Annotated in this window: 25 protein-coding genes; 2 read left to right on the forward strand and 23 right to left on the reverse strand. The window is 37.9% G+C overall.

Annotation, left to right across the window (positions count from 1 at the left end; genetic code table 11):
* Positions 1 to 110: 110 nt before the first annotated feature.
* The 6 genes from spoIVA to ACO1DI_RS06335 all read right to left on the reverse strand — a co-directional run bounded on the left by spoIVA (position 111) and on the right by ACO1DI_RS06335 (position 6346).
* Positions 111 to 1589: a stage IV sporulation protein A gene (spoIVA, locus tag ACO1DI_RS06310; protein WP_013059017.1), complete on the reverse strand. Its 1479-nt coding sequence runs from the start codon at positions 1587 to 1589 to the stop codon at positions 111 to 113.
* 229 nt (positions 1590 to 1818) lie between these two features.
* Positions 1819 to 2541 carry a hypothetical protein gene (locus ACO1DI_RS06315; protein ID WP_057243145.1) on the reverse strand — a complete coding sequence of 241 codons (723 nt, stop codon included), beginning with the start codon at positions 2539 to 2541 and terminating at the stop codon, positions 1819 to 1821.
* 24 nt (positions 2542 to 2565) lie between these two features.
* A complete protein-coding gene (locus ACO1DI_RS06320; protein WP_013059020.1) occupies positions 2566 to 2769 on the reverse strand; it encodes a DUF2768 domain-containing protein in 204 nt (67 codons plus the stop codon).
* A gap of 314 nt (positions 2770 to 3083) precedes the next feature.
* Positions 3084 to 4115, reverse strand: a complete 1032-nt coding sequence (locus tag ACO1DI_RS06325) for an NAD(P)H-dependent glycerol-3-phosphate dehydrogenase (protein WP_115654870.1) — start codon at positions 4113 to 4115, stop codon at positions 3084 to 3086.
* A gap of 17 nt (positions 4116 to 4132) precedes the next feature.
* A complete protein-coding gene (der, locus tag ACO1DI_RS06330) occupies positions 4133 to 5443 on the reverse strand; it encodes a ribosome biogenesis GTPase Der (RefSeq protein ID WP_014458340.1) in 1311 nt (436 codons plus the stop codon).
* Positions 5444 to 5740: 297 nt separating this feature from the next.
* Positions 5741 to 6346 carry a YphA family membrane protein gene (locus tag ACO1DI_RS06335; RefSeq protein WP_182420429.1) on the reverse strand — a complete coding sequence of 202 codons (606 nt, stop codon included), beginning with the start codon at positions 6344 to 6346 and terminating at the stop codon, positions 5741 to 5743.
* 120 nt (positions 6347 to 6466) lie between these two features.
* Here ACO1DI_RS06335 and ACO1DI_RS06340 point away from each other — a divergent pair, with 120 nt between their 5' ends.
* Positions 6467 to 6604: a YpzI family protein gene (locus ACO1DI_RS06340; RefSeq protein WP_013059024.1), complete on the forward strand. Its 138-nt coding sequence runs from the start codon at positions 6467 to 6469 to the stop codon at positions 6602 to 6604.
* 30 nt (positions 6605 to 6634) lie between these two features.
* Here ACO1DI_RS06340 and ACO1DI_RS06345 read toward each other — a convergent pair whose 3' ends face one another.
* The 10 genes from ACO1DI_RS06345 to prsW form a co-directional block, all read right to left on the reverse strand.
* A complete protein-coding gene (locus ACO1DI_RS06345) occupies positions 6635 to 7849 on the reverse strand; it encodes an MFS transporter (RefSeq protein WP_209367810.1) in 1215 nt (404 codons plus the stop codon).
* 177 nt (positions 7850 to 8026) lie between these two features.
* Complete coding sequence (gene fni, locus ACO1DI_RS06350; RefSeq protein ID WP_014458337.1) at positions 8027 to 9079, reverse strand: type 2 isopentenyl-diphosphate Delta-isomerase; 1053 nt, start codon at positions 9077 to 9079, stop codon at positions 8027 to 8029.
* Between the two features lie 16 nt (positions 9080 to 9095).
* Positions 9096 to 10232, reverse strand: coding sequence for a 30S ribosomal protein S1 (gene rpsA / locus ACO1DI_RS06355; RefSeq protein ID WP_042991905.1), 1137 nt, complete (start codon positions 10230 to 10232; stop codon positions 9096 to 9098).
* A gap of 162 nt (positions 10233 to 10394) precedes the next feature.
* The gene (locus ACO1DI_RS06360; protein ID WP_014458335.1) at positions 10395 to 10982 is read right to left on the reverse strand and encodes a lysophospholipid acyltransferase family protein; all 588 of its coding nucleotides are present in this window, start codon (positions 10980 to 10982) and stop codon (positions 10395 to 10397) included.
* The gene (cmk, locus tag ACO1DI_RS06365; protein WP_423145170.1) at positions 10979 to 11653 is read right to left on the reverse strand and encodes a (d)CMP kinase; all 675 of its coding nucleotides are present in this window, start codon (positions 11651 to 11653) and stop codon (positions 10979 to 10981) included. The genes ACO1DI_RS06360 and cmk overlap by 4 nt, the downstream gene beginning before the upstream one ends.
* A 162-nt stretch (positions 11654 to 11815) precedes the next feature.
* Positions 11816 to 11992, reverse strand: coding sequence for a YpfB family protein (locus tag ACO1DI_RS06370; protein WP_013059030.1), 177 nt, complete (start codon positions 11990 to 11992; stop codon positions 11816 to 11818).
* A gap of 69 nt (positions 11993 to 12061) precedes the next feature.
* On the reverse strand, positions 12062 to 12727 hold the full coding sequence (locus ACO1DI_RS06375) for a flagellar brake protein (RefSeq protein ID WP_209367814.1): 666 nt from the start codon (positions 12725 to 12727) through the stop codon (positions 12062 to 12064).
* A gap of 155 nt (positions 12728 to 12882) precedes the next feature.
* Complete coding sequence (gene ypeB, locus ACO1DI_RS06380) at positions 12883 to 14232, reverse strand: germination protein YpeB (protein WP_014458333.1); 1350 nt, start codon at positions 14230 to 14232, stop codon at positions 12883 to 12885.
* A 17-nt stretch (positions 14233 to 14249) separates the two neighbouring features.
* Entirely contained in the window at positions 14250 to 15182 is a 933-nt protein-coding gene (sleB, locus tag ACO1DI_RS06385) for a spore cortex-lytic enzyme (protein WP_115654874.1), read from the reverse strand.
* Between the two features lie 146 nt (positions 15183 to 15328).
* Positions 15329 to 15979, reverse strand: coding sequence for a glutamic-type intramembrane protease PrsW (gene prsW / locus ACO1DI_RS06390; RefSeq protein ID WP_013059034.1), 651 nt, complete (start codon positions 15977 to 15979; stop codon positions 15329 to 15331).
* Between the two features lie 198 nt (positions 15980 to 16177).
* Here prsW and ACO1DI_RS06395 point away from each other — a divergent pair, with 198 nt between their 5' ends.
* Positions 16178 to 17149, forward strand: coding sequence for an asparaginase (locus ACO1DI_RS06395; protein WP_423145171.1), 972 nt, complete (start codon positions 16178 to 16180; stop codon positions 17147 to 17149).
* A gap of 19 nt (positions 17150 to 17168) precedes the next feature.
* Here the strand turns inward: ACO1DI_RS06395 and ACO1DI_RS06400 are convergent, their stop codons facing one another.
* From ACO1DI_RS06400 to ACO1DI_RS06430, 7 genes are all read right to left on the reverse strand, one after another.
* The gene (locus ACO1DI_RS06400; protein ID WP_208732892.1) at positions 17169 to 18140 is read right to left on the reverse strand and encodes a YpdA family putative bacillithiol disulfide reductase; all 972 of its coding nucleotides are present in this window, start codon (positions 18138 to 18140) and stop codon (positions 17169 to 17171) included.
* A gap of 124 nt (positions 18141 to 18264) precedes the next feature.
* Entirely contained in the window at positions 18265 to 19530 is a 1266-nt protein-coding gene (locus ACO1DI_RS06405; protein WP_370506064.1) for a Glu/Leu/Phe/Val family dehydrogenase, read from the reverse strand.
* 357 nt (positions 19531 to 19887) lie between these two features.
* The gene (locus ACO1DI_RS06410) at positions 19888 to 20490 is read right to left on the reverse strand and encodes a genetic competence negative regulator (protein ID WP_013084906.1); all 603 of its coding nucleotides are present in this window, start codon (positions 20488 to 20490) and stop codon (positions 19888 to 19890) included.
* 127 nt (positions 20491 to 20617) lie between these two features.
* Entirely contained in the window at positions 20618 to 21529 is a 912-nt protein-coding gene (locus ACO1DI_RS06415) for a MerR family transcriptional regulator (RefSeq protein WP_060747016.1), read from the reverse strand.
* A gap of 107 nt (positions 21530 to 21636) precedes the next feature.
* Positions 21637 to 22404, reverse strand: a complete 768-nt coding sequence (locus ACO1DI_RS06420; RefSeq protein WP_014458328.1) for a metallophosphoesterase — start codon at positions 22402 to 22404, stop codon at positions 21637 to 21639.
* Positions 22405 to 22424: 20 nt separating this feature from the next.
* Positions 22425 to 22799, reverse strand: coding sequence for a hypothetical protein (locus tag ACO1DI_RS06425; RefSeq protein WP_014458327.1), 375 nt, complete (start codon positions 22797 to 22799; stop codon positions 22425 to 22427).
* A 54-nt stretch (positions 22800 to 22853) separates the two neighbouring features.
* A complete protein-coding gene (locus ACO1DI_RS06430; RefSeq protein ID WP_423145172.1) occupies positions 22854 to 23306 on the reverse strand; it encodes a DUF2663 family protein in 453 nt (150 codons plus the stop codon).
* Positions 23307 to 23340 lie beyond the last annotated feature (34 nt).

The raw sequence follows: 23340 nt of genomic DNA on the forward strand, positions 1-23340 counted from the left end.
AAATAACGCAGGAATAGGATAACCACGCGATCTATCACAATATATGTAAAGTTTTGTATGATCTATCCAAAAAGAAGAGGCTCCTTTATGAGGAGCCTAACGTTATATTCTTATAAAATAATCGCGATTAAACCTCCAGATCCTTCATTAATAATCCGTTCTAGCGTTTCTTTTAACTTATATCGCGCATTTTCAGGCATCAGCGACAGCTTTCCTTGAATCCCTTCTCTTACGATTGAACTTAGAGAGCGGCCAAATATATCTGAATTCCAAATCGAAAGCGGATCATCTTCAAAGTCTTGCATCAAATAACGAACTAATTCTTCGCTTTGCTTCTCCGTTCCGATAATCGGCGCAAATTCTGATTCTACATCCACTTTAATCATGTGTATAGAAGGTGCCACTGCTTTTAAACGAACTCCAAAACGCGATCCTTGGCGAATAATTTCAGGTTCATCAAGGCTCATATCCGAAAGCGAAGGTGCAGCTACACCATAACCCGTTTGTTTAACCATACGAAGGGCATCAGAGACTTGATCATACTCCGTTTTTGCATGCACAAAATCTTGCATTAACTGCAGCAAATGATCTCTTCCGCGAATTTCTACTCCCACGATTTCTTTCAAAATCTGATCATATAAGTCATCTGGAGCGTATAAGTCAATTTCGGCAATCCCCTGCCCCATTTCAATTCCGGCTAATCGAGCCTGATCGATAAACTCAAACTGGCTAAATTGCTCTACTACCCGTTCAACGTCTCTCAGCCTCTTAATATCTTTTACCGTTTCTTTAACGGCTTCTTGATAGCTTTCACGCAGCCAATGTTTATCTTTTAAAACCATTACCCAGCTTGGTAGATTAACGTTGACTTCTAATACAGGGAACTCGTAGAGTGCTTCTCTTAATACGTTCATCACATCAGTATCGCGCATGCTTTCCACACTCATCGCTAATACTGGAATATCATATTTTTCATTAAGCTTTGCACGAAGCTTTTCTGTATCAGGATGATATGGCTGTACGGTATTAATAACCATGATAAATGGTTTGCCTACTTCTTTTAGCTCATTAATGACGCGCTCTTCTGCTTCTACGTAATCTTGACGAGGTATATCTCCAATTGAGCCATCTGTTGTAATGACGACACCAATCGTTGAGTGTTCTTGAATTACCTTTCTCGTTCCAATTTCAGCTGCTTCGTGAAATGGAATTGGTTCTTCATACCAAGGTGTATTAATCATTCGAGGTCCGTTTTCATCTTCGTACCCTTTAGCGCCAGGCACCGTATATCCTACACAATCTACTAACCGTATGTTAACTTCTAGCCCGTCATCTACCAAAACATTAACTGCTTGATTCGGTACGAATTTCGGCTCAGTTGTCATAATCGTTTTTCCAGCTGCACTTTGTGGTAGTTCATCTTGTGTGCGAGCTCTTTCTGCCTCGTTCTCGATGTGAGGCAGGACCACCAGCTCCATAAATTTTTTAATAAATGTAGATTTTCCTGTTCGAACTGCTCCCACCACACCTAAATATATATCGCCTCCTGTACGTTCAGCGATATCTTTAAATACATCCACCTTTTCCAAAAGATCCCCTCCGATCTATGAGTTCATGGAATATGACATCCATTGCGAGAGTAAATTAGGACACTATATAGTTATGACGTTGTCCTATTAAAATATGACTTTTGATAGAAAAATTTATGATTTTTTTCATGCACATGCTGACTTAGTCATTCTGATTATCATTATTAGTGTACAAGAAAGAGAAAACCCCTTCTCTCTGAATATTATTCAAGGAGAAGGGGTTCATGACTTATTTTTTAAAAAATATTGGTTCATTCTTATCGTTGACTGTATAAGGAAGAGAGTAAGCAGGTACAAAATCACTGTTTTCCACAAGGAGCTTTCGTATATCTTCACCAGGTTTATAGGAGCTTTTATGCTTTTGAATGGCGTCATACAAATCAGGACGATAATCTACAAATACATCTCCCTGTCCATTAACAATTAAAGAAAGACTATTCCCTGTATATGGGCTAGTAACAACAGGAGGCTCTTTCATATTCAATTTTTTATAATTAATAGAGAATACGCCGGGAGCGATGACGTCTTTAAACGGTACGTACCCTTTATGGTTTTGACGGTATATATTCAAATGTACGTTAACATCTTGAATCGTATCCGCCATCCGTAAGTCTAATAATTTAACCGTGGGCTTTGTTTCTGCATCTACAAGTACGTACGCAAATATCCCTCCGCTTTCATACGAATTCCCGGGTGCGTCTTGCATGTATCTAGGAACAATTTTCGTAAAGTCAATCGGATATTTTTGATAAATTGGCGTGTCCATATCTTTCGTTTTTATTGGCAATAAGCCTCCGCTTTCTTGTTTAAATTGATCAACCGCCGTTTGCACGGAAGCAACTTGATCTTTATAAGGAACTTGATTTTGAGACATTCTTTCCGCCGGGTACAAACAACCGGATAATACAAAAATGGTTAACCCAACAATAGACGTTAGCATGAATTTTTTCATTTCCCTCACCCTACCATATGTACATTAAGCATCTGTCGGCCCGCTGAATACAACAATTACCATAATAAGACCTGCTACAATCATAAGCGAATAGGCAATGAAAGCGAGTACAATTTTACCAATGCGGTTCGTAATTTTATAACGACTAAAGTAAATAGAAAATACCGAAATAAACATAAATACAATGGAACCCAATGAAATCCACATCTTTAACAAACCTGGCGACAAATTGCATCCACTCCTTTTTTCACCGTTATTATAACATAAGGACTTATAGTTAAGATGGATATTGATAGAACTTTCTAAATTCACTATTTATTTACCGTCCAGTGATTCAAGCTCTATAGTAATTACTTTCCTATTAAATTGACAAATTCCTGCTTTTTCACATAAAAAAATCGAAGCGAAGGGGGCTCTTCGCTTCGACCATAACTAAATATTCCCATACTAACAGTTCTACTCATCTTTATTTACACGTTATTTTATGCAAGTAAATGATTTTGGGTATCACCAATTGCCTATTTTTTCATATTTCTTTGCACTTAATTTAATTTTTCTCCTAAAACATTCGCTAAATCTTCCATTTCATGTGTTTTAGTACGAGACATAAGGGCGTCTACTGCATCTTTTGCCTTCACATCATTAAACAGTACATTATATAAAGCATCAGCAATCGGCATTTTTACATCATATTTTTGAGATAGCTGGTAAGCTGCTTTCGTCGTGCGTACACCTTCTACAACCATTCCCATATTTTCTAATACTTCGTCTAAATTTTTGCCTTTTCCAAGAAGATTACCAGCGCGCCAATTTCGAGAATGAACGCTTGTACACGTTACAATTAAGTCTCCAATCCCGGTTAAACCTGAGAACGTCAGAGGATTGGCACCAAGCACAGTACCTAAACGAGCGATTTCAGCTAAGCCACGAGTCATAAGAGCAGCCTTCGCATTGTCACCATAGCCAAGTCCATCCGTGATACCAGCAGCAAGAGCAATAATATTTTTTAACGCTCCCCCAATTTCCACACCAATCACGTCAGGATTTGTATAAACACGAAAGTACTGTTGATTATTAAATAAATCCTGCACTTTTTCTGCTGCTTGTATATTTGTTGAAGCTGACGTCACGGTTGTCGGCTGCCTTCTACTTACTTCTTCAGCATGACTCGGACCTGATAAGACAACGATGTCTTTTGTATCAATTTCTTCTTGAATCATTTGAGATATACGTAAAAGAGAATCCGGTTCAATTCCTTTACTTACATGAACAATTGTAAACAGTTCATCGGTAAGGGATTTTAGCTGCTGCAACACTTCACGAATGGCCTTCGTTGGAACAGCTAAAATAAGGGTTTCAACACCCTCTATCGCCTTTTCTAATGACGTAAAACCTTCAATCTGATGAGGAAGCTCTACACCAGGCAAATATTTTTCATTCTGATGCGTCTCGTTAATTTGATCAATGACTTGTTGTCTATGTCCCCAAATGCGAACATCGTGTCCATTTTCTGCCAATACGAAAGCTAATGCAGTTCCCCAGCTCCCTGCTCCTAGTACAGCTATTCTTTCCACGCCGATCACATCCTCTGTTATTTTCTTGGTCTTGCAATAATTTTAATTGGAGTTCCTTCGAATCCAAAAGCTTCACGAAGCTTATTTTCTAAGAAACGTTTATATGAAAAATGCATTAGCTCAGGATCATTTACAAACACAACAAAAGTTGGCGGCTTGATTGCTACTTGAGTTGTGTAATAGATTTTTAAGCGGTTGCCGTTGTGAGTAGGCGTAGGGTTCATTGCTACTGCATCCATAATCACATCGTTTAAGATGCTTGTTTCTACACGCACCGCATGGCTTTCGCTTGCAAGATCAATCATTGGCAATAGCGTATGCGTACGTTTTTTCGTTTTAGCTGAAAGGAATACAATTGGAGCATATGTTAAGAACTGAAAATGCTCACGTATATTTTCTTCAAATTTTTTCATTGTTTTCTCATCTTTTTCTACTGTATCCCATTTGTTCACAACGATGACAACAGCTTTTCCAGCTTCTTGTGCATAACCAGCAATTTTCTTATCTTGTTCAATAATACCCTCTTCAGCATTTAATACAATTAAGACAACATCTGAGCGTTCAATTGCCTTTAATGCGCGCAGTACGCTGTATTTTTCCGTACTCTCGTACACTTTTCCACGTTTTCTCATTCCAGCTGTATCAATAACAACATATTCTTGATCTTCTTTTGTAAACTTGGTATCAATGGCATCGCGTGTCGTGCCGGCAAGATCACTGACAATAACACGGTCTTCACCTAGAAGAGCATTAACTAATGAAGATTTTCCTACGTTAGGACGACCAATCAATGAAAATTTAATGACTTCTTCTCCGTAATCTTCGTCTTTTTCTTTTGGAAAGTGCTTAGCTGCCTCGTCTAGCAGGTCACCTAAACCTAAACCATGCGTTCCTGAGATTGGGAACGGTTCTCCATATCCTAGTGCGTAGAAATCATAGATTAATTCTCTCATTTCAGGATTATCTACTTTATTAACAGCTAGGACAACGGGCTTTTTGGATTTATATAAAATTTTCGCCACTTCTTCATCAGCTGCAGTAATTCCATCGCGTCCATTCACTAGAAAAATGATTACGTCCGCTTCATCAATTGCAATTTCTGCCTGCTGTTTGATCTGTTCTAAAAACGGCTCATCTCCAATATCAATACCGCCAGTATCAATAATGTTAAAGTCCAAATTCAGCCACTCACCTGAACTATAGATACGATCACGAGTTACACCCGGAATATCTTCGACAATAGATACTCGCTCTCCTACAATTCGGTTGAAAATTGTTGATTTTCCTACGTTGGGACGACCAACAATCGCAATAATTGGTTTTGGCATACGATTCTTCCCTTTCCTTGATCTTTTTTATGTATAGGCAACCAGTCTTTAATCGACTAAAGGTATTTATCTACATGTACAAATAAATAAGATCATTCTTTTTTCAAAAATTGAGGCCATGCAGCGTGGCATGACCTCTACTAATCGATCATAAGCGATAAAGCAGGCTTTTTATCAGCTATATTTTACACCAAGCTGATTAACTGCCTATCCGCTGAATAAGCATTACTCTTTCAATCAAACAATTTTATCAAAAATCACCGGTAACAACAATATAATTTTACGAAATCTCTTCTTCTATTTGTAAGTACTTTGCTTTTGCCTGTGAGACTTCAGCACGTACAAATCTAAATAAGCAGAGAAATAAACCAACATCTCCCAAATAAACATAGCTCCTACTGCTGTTGCTAAAACATCGAGTGTTCGAAGAGACCCTACTTCATAAGATGCAATATCTCGAATGACAACTGCGTATAAAAAATCTCCTCCAACTACACCTAAAATGATCGCTGCGAATCTTTTTTCAGCATCTTTAATCACCATAAAGCAAATATATAAGATAAGTCCAGTCAAAATCCACTTACGATCAATAAAAATCCACACAGGATCATAGAGCTCAAGTAAACAAAAACCAGCATAGGCAATTATTATAATGCCGCATACAATAACATAATATAACTGCTGAAACCTACTGTAGCCTGAAGCATAAACACACGCTATCCCCACTAAAAACAAAGCGGTGTAGCTACATGAAAACTGAGCCATATGCATGTTCATTCCGCTTAAGAGTATACTGATTAATATAATGGCTGCTACCTTCCAACGCCTAGGTGTTTTGGGCATAAGAAAAGTCGCAACAATCCATCCCATCCACGAAAGCCAATAAAAGAAAATTCCGTCCACTGAACATGGCACCTCCTCTACCTGTAATCAGTATGTATCAATTTTGGAAAACTTAATCGGAGTTTTAGAATAGAACCCCTGATTTTGGACAACCTATCAGAAAAAAGGAGGGAATATAAAATGGGAAAAGATCGTCAAGAAAAAAAATTAAAGGAATCAAAACGAGTTGAATCTGACCGTGATCAAGGACTTCACTACCCGGGAGCAACTAGCTTGCAAAGTCCTGAAGAAGCGCGCGAGTTAAATGAGCATAAATAAAAAAATGCGCTGACTAAGTCAGCGCATTTTTTATTTTAAAACTGGGTGTGAAACAGGATAGGAACGTTCTTTCTTTCCTGTAAACAAAAAGAGAACTCCTCCCACTAACAATAGTGCTCCTGACAAATAAAATCCGAATTCCATACTTCCAAGTTTATCTGCAAAATATCCGGTAATGTAAGGCGCAAAGATCGATGACAGCATGCCGCTGAAGTTGAAAAAACCGTACACTTTAGAGTACATGGACGATGGAGTAATATCCGCCATATACGAAATCAAAATGGGATCTAATGCTAATTTCCCTATCAGACCGTACACACTTAAGCCGATTAATAGCCAAGAATAACTCTCTGTATAGGGAATAAAAAATTGACATAAAGCGCCCGCTACTGACAAACTTACAATTAATGCTTTTTTATTTGCAATTCGATCAGATATATATCCAAAGAAGATTGCTCCTGGAATAGACGCCCAAGGTACTAAAGATGCTATGATGCCTGTCTGAGACCCTTCTAAGCCTCGCGAGTGCTGCAAATAATAAGGAAGCCACGTCAGCATCCCAAAAAATCCGTAAAGAGAGCAGAAGATTAAAATGTATACGAAAATATGATTTTTTGTAAATAATACTTTTAGCGACTGCTTTGTTTCTTTATTTAGCGAATTTTTTTCTTGATCCCTTTGCTTATCTTTTACAAAGAAAGCTATTAAAATAGCTATTACTATAGTCGGAATAGCAAATAAGTAAAAAGTAAACTGCCAGTCTTTTTCTAACGTATATGTAATGTAGGTAGAACCGATAAAACCAAGCGATATACCAAAAGCCATTCCACTATTGATGAGCGCAGACACTAGACCTCGGTATCGTTCGGACGTGATGCTTGAAGAAATTCCGTATTGTGAACCATAATAAGTTCCTTCTCCAAGCCCTGTTAGTGCCCGCATGAGTAAGAACATACCGAAAGTAGTTGTAAGTCCTGTAAAAAATGTGGCAACTCCAAACAAGATGTATCCAGCTACTAAGATCTTAACGCGACCAAATCGATCTGCCAAAAAACCCGTTGGAATCTGCATAGCTGCATACGCTGCAAAAAATACGGTAGACATTAGGCCAAGTTCCGCTTTATTAAGGCCCCACTGCACACCGATATCTCCCATAACCGGAGATAAAATATTACGATCTGCATACATGAAAACCCAGCCTAAAAAGAAAAGAAAAATTGTAAATATAGGATGTCCCTTTTTCATTACGCCACCTCTTTTTTCTGATTTTTCTGTTCATTTAACTTATTATAAGGAGCTAGCGTTTGGGATTTCATGCTTTTTGTCACTTCTTCTGCCAACATTTTTTGTTTTTTAAAATAAAAACGCGATCATTCATTTTCTAAAGAAATAAAAAAGCATGCAGTTAACTGCATGCTTTTTTTATGATCTGTTATTAAATGTTTCTATAGATACATTTCGCTGAGTCAGCCAGCTATGGGTCTCCCCTGTAATAACTAGAGGCATTTGCTGAAGCTTAGCAATAGAAGTTGCTCCTAACGCAGCCATGATGAACGTTAACTCCTCATGCAGCTCGGCTATCTCTTCTACAACTGCTTCTAAACCAGACTTCATTAAAATGGATAAAAAATATCCTGCCATTCCTGTTGCAGAAGCTCCTAATGCAATAGACTTAGCAATGTCCATAGAGGTTTGAATACCTCCTGAACCAATAATGGACATACCTTCTACGTGCTGAGATACTTCCGCTAAAGAAGCTGCTGTGGAAATTCCCCAATCATTAAAGAAGTGAAAATGTTTTGCTCGTCTTTCATTTTCGATTTTCGAAAAATTGGTACCACCGTACCCACCAATATCAACGATTTCAACACCAACATCTTTAAGTTTTTGCACTGCTGGAGCGCTCATTCCAAAACCTACTTCTTTAACAATTACAGGAACAGTTACTTCTCGGACAATGCGTTCAATACGACGTAATGCATCGGTAAAATCACGATCTCCCTCTGGCATGACCAGTTCTTGTATAACATTTAAATGAATTTGAAGTCCATTTGCTTCAAGCATATCAACCGCTTTTTTAGCTTGTTCAACTGTAGCTTCACTGCCTAGGTTAGCAAAAATAATTCCGTTAGGGTTTTCTTGACGCACTACTCTGTATGATTGTTCTTCCTTTTCATCTTTAATCGCAGCCATCTGCGATCCAACGGCCATTGCTAATTGACCATGATGAGCAATTTGAGCAAACGAACGGTTAATCCGTTCCGTTTCTTGTCCGCCTCCACCCGTCATAGCATTTATAAAAATTGGCGAACTTAACAAAAGTTCGCCAATTTTTGTATCAATATGAACATCGTGCACGCCTGTATTTGGTAAGCTATTATGAACGAAGCGAATATCATCTAGCCCGTGCAGCCGATGCTGTCCCGTTTGAATCGCATGATGAATGTGATCAATTTTACGTTTTGCTCTGCTCACAAATCATCACCATTACTTATCTTAATTTTTTTAATTGATCCCCAATCATATCACCTAATTGGAAACCTTTTGACTCTTCTTGTAATTCATAGTCACCATAATCTTCTTGTTCTTCTTCCTCAAGATCACGAATGCTTAACGAAACGCGTCGTTCTTGTTCATTCACATCAAGTACTTTTACCGTCACTTTTTCGCCTTCAGAAAGCACTTCATGCGGTGTCCCGATATGCTTATGGGAAATTTGAGAAATGTGTACAAGTCCCTCTACTCCAGGTAGAACTTCCACAAAAGCTCCAAAAGATACAAGTCTTTTAACGGTTCCATCTACTACATCACCTTGGCGAAGCTTCGTAGAAATGTTGGACCATGGACCTTCTAACGTATCCTTAATAGATAATGAAACACGCCCCGTAGATTTGTCAACAGACAATACTCTGACTTTCACAGTATCTCCCTCAGCTACTACGTCTGAAGGTTTTTCTACACGCGTATGTGAAAGCTGAGAAATGTGCACTAACCCATCTACTCCGCCTACATCTACAAACGCTCCAAAGTCTGTTAAGCGCTGAACGGTTCCTTCTAAAACCTGACCTTCTTTTAATGACTCAAGAACATTTTCTTTTTGTTGTACAAGCTCTTCTTCTACAACTGCACGATGCGAAAGGATGACGCGATTTTTTTCTTTATCTAATTCCACTACTTTGACTGTAAGAGTTTGATCTTGATACTCTGCGAAATCATCAACGAAATGAGTTTCAACAAGAGAAGCTGGAATGAATCCTCTTACACCAATATCTACAACTAATCCGCCTTTTACAATTTCTTTGACTACCGCTTCAAACACTTCACCTGAAGAAAGTTTTGCTTCTAAACCATCCCATGCTTTTTCAGCATCTACAGCCCGTTTAGATAACACAAGCAAATCGTCTTCCACTTTAATTACTTTCGCTTCAACTTCGGCACCTTCTTGGATTACATCGCCTGCTTTTTCAATATGTAAGCTCGCTAATTCACTGATTGGAATAATACCATCTAGTTTGCTGTTCGGTACATCTACATACACTTGCTTTTCTTCTACTTTTGTAATAGTACCCTTTACTGTTTCTCCTACTTCTAATGACGTTACCTCTACTTGATTCATATCTTCTGTCATCGTCTTTTCCTCCTCCAATATCCATCTACAATATGTATTCCCTTGTAAGAGTTCTTCACTCTTTTAGCTCATCATTATTGTATATAGCTCTGTATAGAAAAAACTCTCTTTGTTACTAACTTCTAATAAATAGAATCTTTTGTCAAGTCATAAGGTTACAAACTATTGATATTTTTCAATTAATTCACCAATGCTTTTCATAATAACTTCCGTTACTTCGTCGGCTGATGCTTTTCGTTCGCGAAGCTCATCCATCTGAATTGGCGGTCCGTACACTACTTTTAACCTTGCAAAACGCTTATATGGACCAATAACAGCGCAAGGCACAACAGCTGCTTTTGAACGCAAAGCAAAAAAGCCTACTCCAGCCATCCCTTTTCCTAATTTTCCATCTTTACTTCTTGTTCCTTCTGGAAATAATCCAAGCACTTTTCCTTCTTTTAAAATCTTTAACCCTTGGCGCAAAGCTTCACGATCTGCCATCCCGCGCTTTACTGGGAATGTTTCTAACTTTGGCAGGACCGTCTTCAGAAAAGGTGCGTTAAACAGCTCTGCTTTTGCCATAAACGAAATAGGCCTTGGACATGTCACACCTACAGTAGGCGGATCTAAGTTGTCAATATGATTTGAACAAAGCAAAACTCCGCCTTCTGAAGGGATATTTTCTGTACCGATTACTTCATAACGATAAACCGGTGTTAAAATGCCTTTTACAATGGCACGTGCAAACATATAAAAGCTCAAAATCATCCAATCCTTTCTTTTGTAATAGAAAGTATTTTTTCTACAACTCCTTCAATCGATAAGGAAGTTGTATCGATTTCAATTGCATCTTCAGCTTTTTTAAGAGGTGCTACTTCGCGCTCAGAATCCAGCTTGTCTCTGCGGGCAATTTCTTCTTTTAAACGCTCTAAATTTGATTCAAAACCTTTTTTTATGTTTTCGTCATGGCGTCGCTGTGCTCTTTCATCCACAGACGCTAATAAAAAGATTTTAACTTCTGCGTGAGGAAGCACGTGTGTACCGATATCACGTCCATCCATTACAACGCCTCCATCTTTAGCAAGGCCCTGCTGTCTCGCTACCATCTCTTCACGAACTGCACAATGTTTCGCTACGATGGATACAGAGTTAGTTACTTCTGCGGAACGAATTTCACTTGTAACATTCTGTCCATTTAAGATGACTACCTGTCCAGATTCAGACGGTTTTAAATCGATTACTGTTTCGTTAAGCAAATGCAACAGCTCTTCTTCATTTTGCAAATCTACCTGGTTTTTCTGCGCTTGATACGTTAGAGCACGATACATCGCTCCTGTATCAACATAAATATATGATAAGGTTTCTGCTATAATCTTTGCCACTGTACTTTTCCCAGCAGCTGCAGGACCGTCAATCGCGATTGAAATTTGTTTTTCCATAAGTGCCTCCCTTAATTTCAAAACAGGAACAAACCACTTTCATCTTTTATACAATGAGCCATTTTATATGAAGCGTTTATAAACGAAAAAAAGAGCAGGGGGTCTTCTCCTGCCTGGTGTTCACTGCATGTTTCTTTCCTAGTTATTCTACCATACGTCCGACTACTGGTCGAATGTTTCAATAATTTTATTAAAATTATTTTTGCTAACTCCCTCATACTGAATAACCTTTGAGAAATATGTACTGTGACTGCTAGATAGTAAAATACATTGGGCAATTATTAAAAACACAAATTGAATAACCACTAATTTAATTAAAATTCGTTCTATTCGATTCACCTTTTTTCTCCTTTTGTAAGAAGTAATACCTTTGCTTACAGTTTAGGAAAGAGAAGTTTTTTTTATACGCTAAAGAAGACCTTTTCTTCTTAGGTCGAGCTGACGCTTTAAGGTATAACGAATCATCATTTCTTTCGTTTGTTTTTCCATATCCATAAATTTAATAGATAGCTGACCTACTTTACAAGAAGTCGGGGCGGTAATTCGTACAACTTCCCCTTTTAATTCAAGATGCTGCAAAGCTCCCTCACGATTAGGAAGACTTAATCGTACAACAACCGAATCTTTCTCATTAAAAAGCAGCGAGTGATGGAAGGAGCCGGCTATTCCACCTGCACTAATGTTTTTAGTCATAATTTCCATTACTTCCTGCTGTTCTTGTTCACTTTCTATCACCGCCTTTACTGTAAGCGGCACACGGAAAAAATTTCTTCTTTGGATGGATTTTAACTTTTTATCGCCCGGATAAAAGAGCTTCACAACAGGCATGCCTTTTATTTCACGCCCTGTTACTTCAGTTGGAAAGGTATATACATTTTGATCATATCCAATAAACGTAGCAAGCAATTTTGTACCTTTTAGTAAAAAAGCACTTCGCTGCGTTTCTTCATTTAGCGGATAGCTAATATAAATCACGTCTTCCGTAAACTCAACTACTTTACATCGATATGTTTGTTGTAATGTAGACTCTCTGTGTCCGCTCTCTAACGTCAACCTCATTCCCGCTTTTATCATCTTCTCTCTCCTTCAGTTCCACTATATACACTTTTTCCCTTTATTCAAACATAGTCAAATATGTTTATTTTGTAAATATAAATTAGTTATTTAGACTCAATAAAATATTACAAAATACAAAAACCGGTGTCTATAGACACCGGTTTTTATCAACTTTACACTTCATTATATAAAGGTTCTGAGTTTTGCAGTTTTTCGACTTTTTCTTCAAAACCCGTATCGGCATTGATGAAAATACGATACGTATCGTTTTTTATTGTCCCTAAAAACTCATAGCATAGCACTTCTTCGTTTAAATCATTCGTAATAATTGCCAAGCGGTCTTCCATCACTTTTACATTCGAGTTCAGCTTGGTTTTTGCCTGTTCTTTCGAAATTTTAGGTTTTGGAATATCTCTTGTACGATGTTTTAATAAGAAGTCTTTAGCTGAGAAACCAATCACAGATCCATCTTCTAAAGACATTTTCATTTTAACTGAATCCGGATAAATCCGAACTCCACTTTCCGTTTGCTCTACGAATGTAAAGACTCCCATGTTATCATATTGAGCGCTTTCAGCCATCACTAGGCTTTCAAAACGATGATCTTTTAAAAACTTAGTCGCTTTGTTCATAGCATCGTTTAAACTAATATTTTGTTTTTTAATATCTCGATCTTCAAGCACCCAAAGCGGATATCCACCTTTTTGGGTAATATCCATATACGTCTCTTGTTTCGTCTTTGGATCTGTAATGGTTAAGCTGTACACCTCATAATCGGCATCTTTTCCGCTCTTTACAATATGAATTTGTTCATTTCCTTTTAAATTCAAAAATGAACGCGCCACTTGTTTTGCAACATCTTCACTAACTTCTCTACCTTTTAATTGATGAAAAGCGTTTTTTTCCTGCTCATTCGTTGCATTCATAACGCCTAAATCTGTTTCGGCAAAAGAATCCATACTTTTTTCAACGGTTTTTAATCCGTCGATAATCGTATTGTCCCCTTGCTTTTCTTTTGTGGCTAACGCTAACTCAACATCCATCCAGCGCAAGTTATTATCAATGACTAGATGCTGTACTTGGCGCATTTCATTTTGAATTTCGCCTGACTGATCATAAAGCGAATTTAACGTTTTATACTCTTTATCTGTTAAGGGGGACTTGCTTAAATCCCTTACCGCCACTTTATACGTAAAGTCACCAACATCTGAAAGAAACTCTTCTGTTTTATTGAACGGTAAAAGCGATAAAGGCAGCTGTCCTACGTTGTTATGAGCTTCAGAAGTTAAACGCCATACTTCTGCAAGCGCGGGCGAAAGCTGATCTCTCGAACTCATGGCGAGCGTGCCACCGATTTTATCATTTAATAAATCTAGCTGATATGACAAATCATGAAATGCTCGTTGATACGTATTCTCCGCTTGAAGCAGCACTGCATCTTTTTCTTGATGTTCGCTGTACCCCCAATACCCTACACCTACAACACCAATAGCTAATAATACAATTAAAATTGTTCGAATCATGTTTCCTTCACCTCTCTTTATCTACAGAAAATGTGTTTCCCGATTTGCTTAATTTGAGGACGTGACCAAATCCATGCGCTTGTTGCTGTATCCGGATTAAAGTAATAAATAGCATTCCCAGTAGGATCCCATCCGTTAATCGCATCCATAACCGCTTTTTTAGATGTTGGATTGGGTTCAAGCCAAATTTGCCCATCTGCTACGGCAGTAAATGCACGCGGTTCAAAAATAACTCCAGCGACGGTATTTGGAAATGACGGACTGTTAACTCGGTTCAAAATAACGGCCGCTACGGCTACTTGACCATTATAGGGTTCACCCCGTGCTTCACCATGCACGGCATTTGCCATGAGCTGAATATCATTTTGTGAAAAACCGCTTGGTACATTCACCGCTGTTGGCTTTTGTACTTTTTCTTTCTGTTGTTCAGAATTTCCTTTAGACGTATTACGCTGCGGCTGACTGGCAGGTTTTTTTGCTTGAGAAGCTCCGCTTTGTGCTTTTTGCTGCGCATTGTTCCCGCTGCTTTTTCCCCTGCTCCCGCTTCCTTTAGACTGCTGATCAAGAGGCTGACCGCCATAGTGCGTAAACTTATTTCCTTTTCTAATTTGATTTTTCACATAGTTTTCGTGATATTTTGTTGCATTGGCTAATTTAATCTTTGTTTGCCAGCCTGCTAAACCGTCAATCTTTTTAATGCCAAATTCATATTGAAAATTGCGCAGTGCCCAGTATGTGCTCCATCCAAATACACCGTCAATTTTCCCGTTATAATAACCTAAATACTGAAGTCTCGACTGCAGCTCAATAACGTCATCTCCAACTGCTCCGTGTTGAATGACTTGATTTGAAAACGCGTGAGCGGCCTTTGGACTCACAACGGACGCTGCAATAAATGAACATATGCATATGAGACATGCATACCTTTTAAAACATCGAAATGATAACATGACAAAACCTCCTACATCGTATGTAACTGATAAGATGATAGGAGTATTTTTTGTAAAGGTTGTTTTTTTATACAAGATGCGCAAAATTTACCGAAATGAAAAAAACTCAGCTCGTAAATCTCTCAAAAAAGATTTACAAGCTGAGCCTAGACAATCGATGGCTGCTTGGCCTTTTTTACTTTTCTTAACGCCAGCCACCATAAATAAATCATAAATGGAATAATAATAAATACCCAATGATCCATTGTTTTTAAAATATAATCATATGTTCCATGTAAAATGAGCGGCGCAAACACGGAGTACAGCGTCCACTTCGTTTTTTCCTTTCCTTCAGAAAACTTTGCTTTCCCTAAATAATACCCCATAATGACGCCGAATAAAGCATGACTAGATACGGGTAAAAAGGCTCTTCCTAGCGCTGATTCTAAACCATTTGCAAATAAATATAAAATATTTTCAACGGTAGCAAAACCTAATGAAACAGCTGCCCCGTAAACAATTCCATCATAATGCTCATCAAATTCCACATGCTGATAAATCGTGAAATATAAAATGAACCATTTGAAAAATTCTTCTAAAAAGCTTGTCGTAAAAAATGCTTGAAGAAAAGGTGATTGAAAAACGTGTTCTTCCCCAAATACATATTGAATAAACATAATTGGCAAAACAAGCATTGCTCCAAAAATAAATGTTTTTAATACCATTGAAATAGGCTCAGTTTCATATTCATCTTTCAAATAAAAAAAACTTAACAATGCCAATCCTGGCGCAATGCCTGCAGATACAATCGCCAACATAAATAGCGCCTCATCTCCTCTATTTTTTTTAATAGTAACATGTTATCTTTAGGATGAAAATCTCCGTCTATAATGTCCTTATCTTTATATGTAAATGCTCACATAACTTGCTGTCGATTTACAAAGCCTAACAAAGACCTTAAACAAGTATACCAAAAAATGTATCATACTTATATGAAAAATTGAAAGGAGCTCTCTATGAAAACTGTTTATATTCTTCACACCGGCGGCACAATCTCTATGAAAGAAGACATGGCAACTGGATCGGTAACACCAGATACTCAAAATCCGCTTCACCGCTCCACATCATCAGTTTCAGGTATGGCCAATGTAATCGTAGAAGAAGCATTTCATCTGCCTTCTCCTCACATTACTCCTAAGGAAATGCTTATACTTTCAAAAAAAATACGCGATAAAATTAATGAAGGCAAAATTGATGCAGTCGTGTTAACCCACGGTACGGACACGCTGGAAGAAACCGCTTATTTTTTAGATTTAACAGTGCATACAGATATTCCAATTGTCTTAACTGGAGCCATGAGATCAAGCAATGAAATTGGTTCAGACGGTCCTTATAATTTTATATCTGCGGTTCGGGTGGCTATGAGTGACGGTGCAAAAGGAAAAGGTGTCTTAGTTGTGATGAACGATGAAATTCATACCGCTGAAAATGTGACCAAGACCCATACAAGCAACGTGGCGACATTTCAAAGCCCTCAGTACGGGCCAATAGGATTAATCACAAAACGTGGCGTATCTTTTCACCATATGCCTACAGAACATGAATTTTATCCTGTTAATCAGATAGATAAACAAATCACTTTATTAAAAGCTTATGCAGGAATGGACGACCATTTATTTCAAGCAGTGGCTTCAATGAATGTTGATGGACTTGTAATTGAAGCCCTCGGTCAAGGAAATCTACCTCCTCTCACAATTCCAGGAATTCAATTGCTTTTAAAACGAAAGATACCCATCGTGCTCGTTTCTCGCTGTTTTAATGGAATTGCTCAAGATGTATATGGATATGAAGGCGGTGGCAAGCAGTTGAAAGAGATGGGCGTTATTTTTTCAAATGGCTTAAATGGTCCTAAAGCACGCATTAAACTGTTAGTGGCTCTCCAAGTAACAACGAATCATGATGAACTGCAGCAGCTATTTAATCATTAGTAAAACAACGCATAGAAGCCTATGCGTTGTTTTTGTTGATAATATGAGAAGCAATGGATTTTCCATGAAAACGTCCATTTTCGATAAAAATCTCATTAGCATTGTTTCCTGCAGCAATCACACCAGCGATATAAATTCCTTCCACGTTTGTTTCCATCGTTTCTTCGTTAAAAGAAGGGCGGCCTGTTTCAGCATCTAATTCCACACCCATTTTTTTTAAGAACGAATGATCAGGATGATAGCCAGTCATCGCAAAAACGAAATCGTTACAAATCGTAGATTCTTTCCCTTCCTGCTCATATGTTACCGTTTCATCCGTTATCTTCGTTACATGAGCATTAAAATGCATCCCAATTGTTCCATTTCGAACCAGCGCCTCAAATTCAGGCAATATCCAAGGTTTTACGCTAGGGGAGTAATCTGAGCCACGATAAATAACTGTCACCCTTGCATCACACTTCACTAATTCCAGAGCTGCATCGACGCTAGAGTTTTTTCCGCCTATAACGACTACATCTTTATCAAAGTACGGATGCGCTTCTTTGAAATAATGAAATACCTTTGATAAATCTTCACCAGGAACATTCATATAATTAGGATGATCGTAATAGCCCGTAGCTATAATGACATTCTCCGCTTCATATGTCTCTTTAGATGTTGTGACAATAAATTGGTTTTCCGCTTGTTTGTCTACTTGCAAGACACGTTCAAACGGCTGAATTCGAACTTGCTTGCGCTTCACCACTTCTCGGTAGTAAGCAAGAGCTTGGTTACGCACAGGCTTACGATTTTCCGTAATAAAAGGGACATTCCCAATTTCTAGTTTTTCACTCGAACTAAAAAACGTTTGGTGGGTGGGATAGTTATAAATTGCATTCACAATATTCCCTTTTTCAATTACAAGGGCATCAATACCTGTATGTTGAAGCTCAATAGCTGCTGAAAGGCCGCATGGTCCTCCGCCAACAATAATTACTTTTTCTTTCTTCATGCCTGTCACTCCTTCAGTTGTAAACGCACCTTTTTTTTATTTTAACGCAGTGTAAAACAAAAAAATCTCCTCATTAATGATAGGAGATTTTTTCTATTTACGCAATTGTTCTGCTGTTCTGTTTTTAAATCCAGCCTCTGAAACGAGAGCCTTCTGCCATTTTTCTTACGCCTATCATATAAGCAGCTAGACGCATGTCGACTTTTCGAGTTGTAGAGGTTTCGTAGATGTTATTAAATGATTTAACCATTACTTTTTCAAGCTTTTCTTCTACTTCTTCTTCCGTCCAATAATAACCTTGGTTATTTTGCACCCATTCAAAATAAGAGACTGTTACACCGCCGGCACTTGCCAAAACGTCTGGAACTAATAAAATTCCTCTCTCTGACAAGATGCGCGTTGCTTCAAGAGTTGTTGGTCCATTTGCTGCTTCTACTACAATACTCGCTTGAATGTTATGGGCATTTTCTTCTGTAATTTGATTTTCAATCGCAGCTGGAACTAGGATATCACAGTCAAGTTCAAGCAGCTCTTTATTGCTGATTGTATTATTGAATAATTTCGTTACTGTACCAAAGCTATCGCGTCGATCTAATAAATAATCAATGTCTAAACCGTTAGGGTCATGCAGCGCTCCGTACGCATCGGATATCCCTACAATTTTAGCGCCAGCGTCGTGCATGAACTTAGCTAAAAAGCTTCCTGCATTTCCAAACCCTTGTACTACTACCCGTGCACCTTGTAATTCAATGCCTCGTTTTTTCGCTGCTTCACGAATACAAATAGTTACTCCTTTTGCAGTCGCTGTTTCACGGCCGTGTGAACCACCTAAGACAAGGGGCTTTCCAGTAATAAAGCCCGGTGAGTTAAATTCATCAATCCGGCTGTATTCATCCATCATCCAAGCCATAATTTGTGAATTTGTAAACACATCCGGCGCTGGAATATCCTTTGTTGGTCCAACAATTTGGCTAATCGCACGAACATATCCGCGGCTTAAACGCTCTAATTCTCCAAAAGACATATTTCGAGGATCACAAACAATTCCACCTTTTCCTCCACCGTAAGGAAGGTCAACGATTCCACATTTTAAACTCATCCATATAGATAGAGCTTTTACTTCTTTTTCAGTTACGTTTGGGTGAAAACGAATTCCGCCTTTCGTAGGACCAACTGCATCGTTATGCTGCGCTCGGTGACCTGTAAAAATCTTAACTGATCCGTCATCCATACGAACAGGAATTTTCACTGTCATCATTCGTAATGGCTCTTTTAATAGTTCATACACTTCATCAGGATAGCCTAGTTTTTCTAACGCTTTATGTATCACTGTTTGTGTAGATTTTAAAACATCATGCTTCTCTTCTTGACTATTTTTACTGTCTTGCATCTTGTCGGCTACCATCTGTAAACCTCCTAAAATGTATCGAAAATTATTCGTTTTTAATTGAATGGTGCTTCTTTCATGACATAGTATACACCCTTAGTTTTACATTGCAAAGGAAAATATCGAACTTTTAGTATTTTTTGTGTTCTTCCAAGAAAACGCTTCCAATAACTTTACAAGGTATGCTACAATGTTTTAAGTCTGCCTCTTTTCTAGTATGCTTTAATCGTCTAAAAAAAATAAAAAACACCCGCTGATAAAGAGCACTTTCAACAACTTTGTACAAGCTGAAAGTGCAGCCACTCTTATTTTAATAAAAGTGCTTTATCCTTCACGGGTGTAATTATTTCAATTAAACAGTTAAGAAAAGACAGAGTTAATATACTCCAAAGCTCTCTTTTCTACTAACATTTTTCCATATTCATTTACGCGGTGCTTTGTAATTGTAGAGGGATTTCCATACTCCGCCAAAACCGCAATCATATTCCCAACTTCAGCTGGTGACAGCATGTGATAATCCAACAGCACGTAAAAACGTTTTTCAAATGAATAGAGCACGCTATCCGTATCGTAAAAGTTTGACATGCGTTTGGTCAGCTGAATGACATCTTCAAATGAATCAAACTCAAAAAACATGTCTTCGCTTTCATCTAACATGACCTGCATTTCAATGAAGTCCTCGAACTCGTCTTCATCGAACTCACCGTAGCTGGTTTCTTCTTCATACTGCTTTGTCACAAATACAACCATTCCCTGTGCTTGAAGTGAAAAAACTTCTACCGAAAGAGAATTTGTAGGTTCAAAGTTCAGTTCTTGAGAAGCTTGCTCTATCATCTCACGAAAAAGCTGCTTTACTTTGAATGTATCTGTCCATAGATCTTCTTTTGTTAACCCTCTTTCTTTTAAATCATCGTAGGTCAAAAAAACTTTTAGCTTATTATAGTTTAATCGTTCAAGCCTCATTAGCGTCCCTCCCCGCTTGCACTCATAACCACATGGTTCGATAATGCAGTATATGTATTTTTTGGAAAACGGTTCGTGATGTTTACTTACGAGTTTACAGGTTTATGATAGGAAAGACAAGCTATTCTCAATCAATTTCTGCTAATTTTTTTGTTAGCCAGCTGTTCCACTCTTCTTTTGTATTTCCTAAAATAAACGGCTGAGCCTCGCCTTTTCTTTTGCTATCTAAACCATCAAACACATAACCGCCTAATCCTACTTTGAGATGCGGGAACTTCTTTATCATTTGGTTCGTCAAATTTAGTGTTTTCTCGGCATTTTCCATCATTGTGCATGACATAAATAAAAACGTTGGGTCTACTTCTTTAACAATTAACTCAACATCTTTATCTTCAATGCTACTTCCTAAATAAATAACCTCAAACCCTTTACGGCGTAAAAATAGCGTAAAGACTAGGAGTCCCACTTCATGTGTCTCATTAGGTCCGCATACAGCAATCGCTTTAGGCAATAAGCCATTTGAAGGCAGCGAATAAAAAATCATGCTGATACGCGTTTTTAATACTTGAGTCGTATAATGCTCATGAGCACTTGTAATTTGCCCTTTTTCCCACATATCTCCAACCGTCACGAGTAGAGAACCCAAAATATCAATAACTACTTTTTCTACCGAATACAGGCTAAAAGCATGATTAATTAAATCCTGTGCTTTTCCTTCTTCAAAAGATAAAAGCATCGTTAACAGCTCATCCCTAATTTTTTGAGGGGAATCTACTTCTCCTTCTTCTTCAAACGTTCCTACTGTACTGCTTTCCGTTTCTAATAACGAAACCGCTTGACTTATAGTAAAACCTCCGCTCACTTTTTCTGTGAGCCATTTTAATTTCCGCAAATCTTCCTCTGTATATAACCGATGCCCGGATTCATTGCGGACAGGATTTAAAATTTGATAGCGTCGTTCCCATGCACGCAAAGTTCCCGGCTGGATTCCGACCATATTTGAGATGGCTTTAATATTATACTTCCCTTCGTGAGCCATACGTAACCTCCAACTACTCTTCGTGAACTGTATCTATTAATTGAATTATAGGATAAGTTATCCTGTGTGTAAAATTTGTATATGCTATGTAAAGAGTTTGTTCAAGGCTATTCTTTCCTTTTCAAAGTGATATAATGCGTTTGAGCTCTAGCTTGTAAACGGAGAGGCAAAGAGGTTGTACCATATCCGTTACTGACAAAAAGAGGAATCTTTCTTTTTTCTTTCAGCCCTCCTAATTCATACATACCAAGATTAAATAAGCGTATCTGTCCTCCGTGTGTATGTCCACTCAAAATCAAATCTACTTTTGATTCTTCATCTACATAATAGATAACATCAGGATTGTGGCTTAGAAGAATGGTAAGCTGTTCAGGTTCAATGGAAGAAACAGCTCTCTTTAGATTCATCTGACCTTCTGATAAATCATCTACCCCCGCAAAATGGCATGTAGTACCATCTTTAGAAACGGCAAAGACATGCTCGTTTTTAAGTGCAATAACTCCTTCATCTTTAAGCACCTGCTTCAATTGCATTTGATCTACTTCGTAATCATTATTTCCCCACACAAAATAGACGGGTCCTAGCGTTTTAAGCTTTTGAATATTTTGACGAGCACGCAATAAAGGGACTCCTCCTTCTAGTAAATCACCGCCTATAATTACAAAATCTACTTCGCCCGGTATTTTTTCCAACAGCTTCGACGAAACTGTTCGCTTATGTATATCTGATATAAAAAACAGGTGCAAAGGCTGCTGGTTTTCAGGAAATCTTGATAAATGAATCGTTCTTTCTTCGACATATGTACGATGAGCTTCTGAAAACATAAAAATCAGCAAGCCTACGCCTAACGCTAAAATTATTAAAAGAATAACCATATATTCTCCTTCTTTTCATTTTATACCCGGTTTGTTTCTGTTAAAGAAGAAAGGGCATAAATTATCGCAATTGTTAACAAACCTACTACTTGATAAAGCGCAACTGCACTTAACGATAAAATTCCTATCACACATAGACATGAAACAAGGTATTCATGCCATTTTACCTTATAGCCTTTTAGAAACGACCGACTTTGCAGAAACACTTTACGAACTGCTGCCGACAGACAAAAAAGAGCCGTGAAAAACAAGATTATAACACTAAACACATCTAACGGATGTAAAATCATTTGAATAAGTAAATAGCTTAACGAAGCTTTTGAACCTACAGCCGTTAAACTGCTGATATAATAACTGCATAACCACGCAGCTAGCAAGTTAAACCAATCCCTCACAAAAAAACCCCCTTCACTAAACTTCTATGTAAAAAGAGGCTTTTTCATGCGATTCTATTTGTTTTCATGATATAAATTAATTCCATAGGTTGACTGCATCCAGCGAAACGTTTCTTTTCGGTGCTCCCATGTTTCAGGCGTCGCCCATAGCTCTTTGCTTCTTTTAATAATCTCACAGCGCAAATCTTGAAAAGTCTTTTCTGCTTTCTCGCCTTTTTTCTGCAGCTGCACAGTATAAAAATAAAGTGAGACGGTAAGCAATAAAAACATCAAATGCCCCATGTTGCCTAACAAAAATGAAAAAAATTCGCTAAACGTCGTAAAAAAACCGCTTTGAAATATGAAAAAAAAGTAGCTAATAACAGTCGTTACACTGGCTAAAAACAAAATCTTCCATTTTTTCTCTTTAGCTTTCAGCTTATTAACTGTCTCTTTTCTTTTAATAACGCTCGCTAATATATATTGAAGTGTTTCATTGTTTTCAAAGTCTATCACCTTGTTTTCCATCATTCCACCCCCTCGTATGCTAGTACAACATATG

Origin of the sequence: Priestia sp. 40 (assembly GCF_049368575.1) — a bacterium.
In the GTDB taxonomy this organism is placed as follows: domain Bacteria; phylum Bacillota; class Bacilli; order Bacillales; family Bacillaceae_H; genus Priestia; species Priestia zanthoxyli.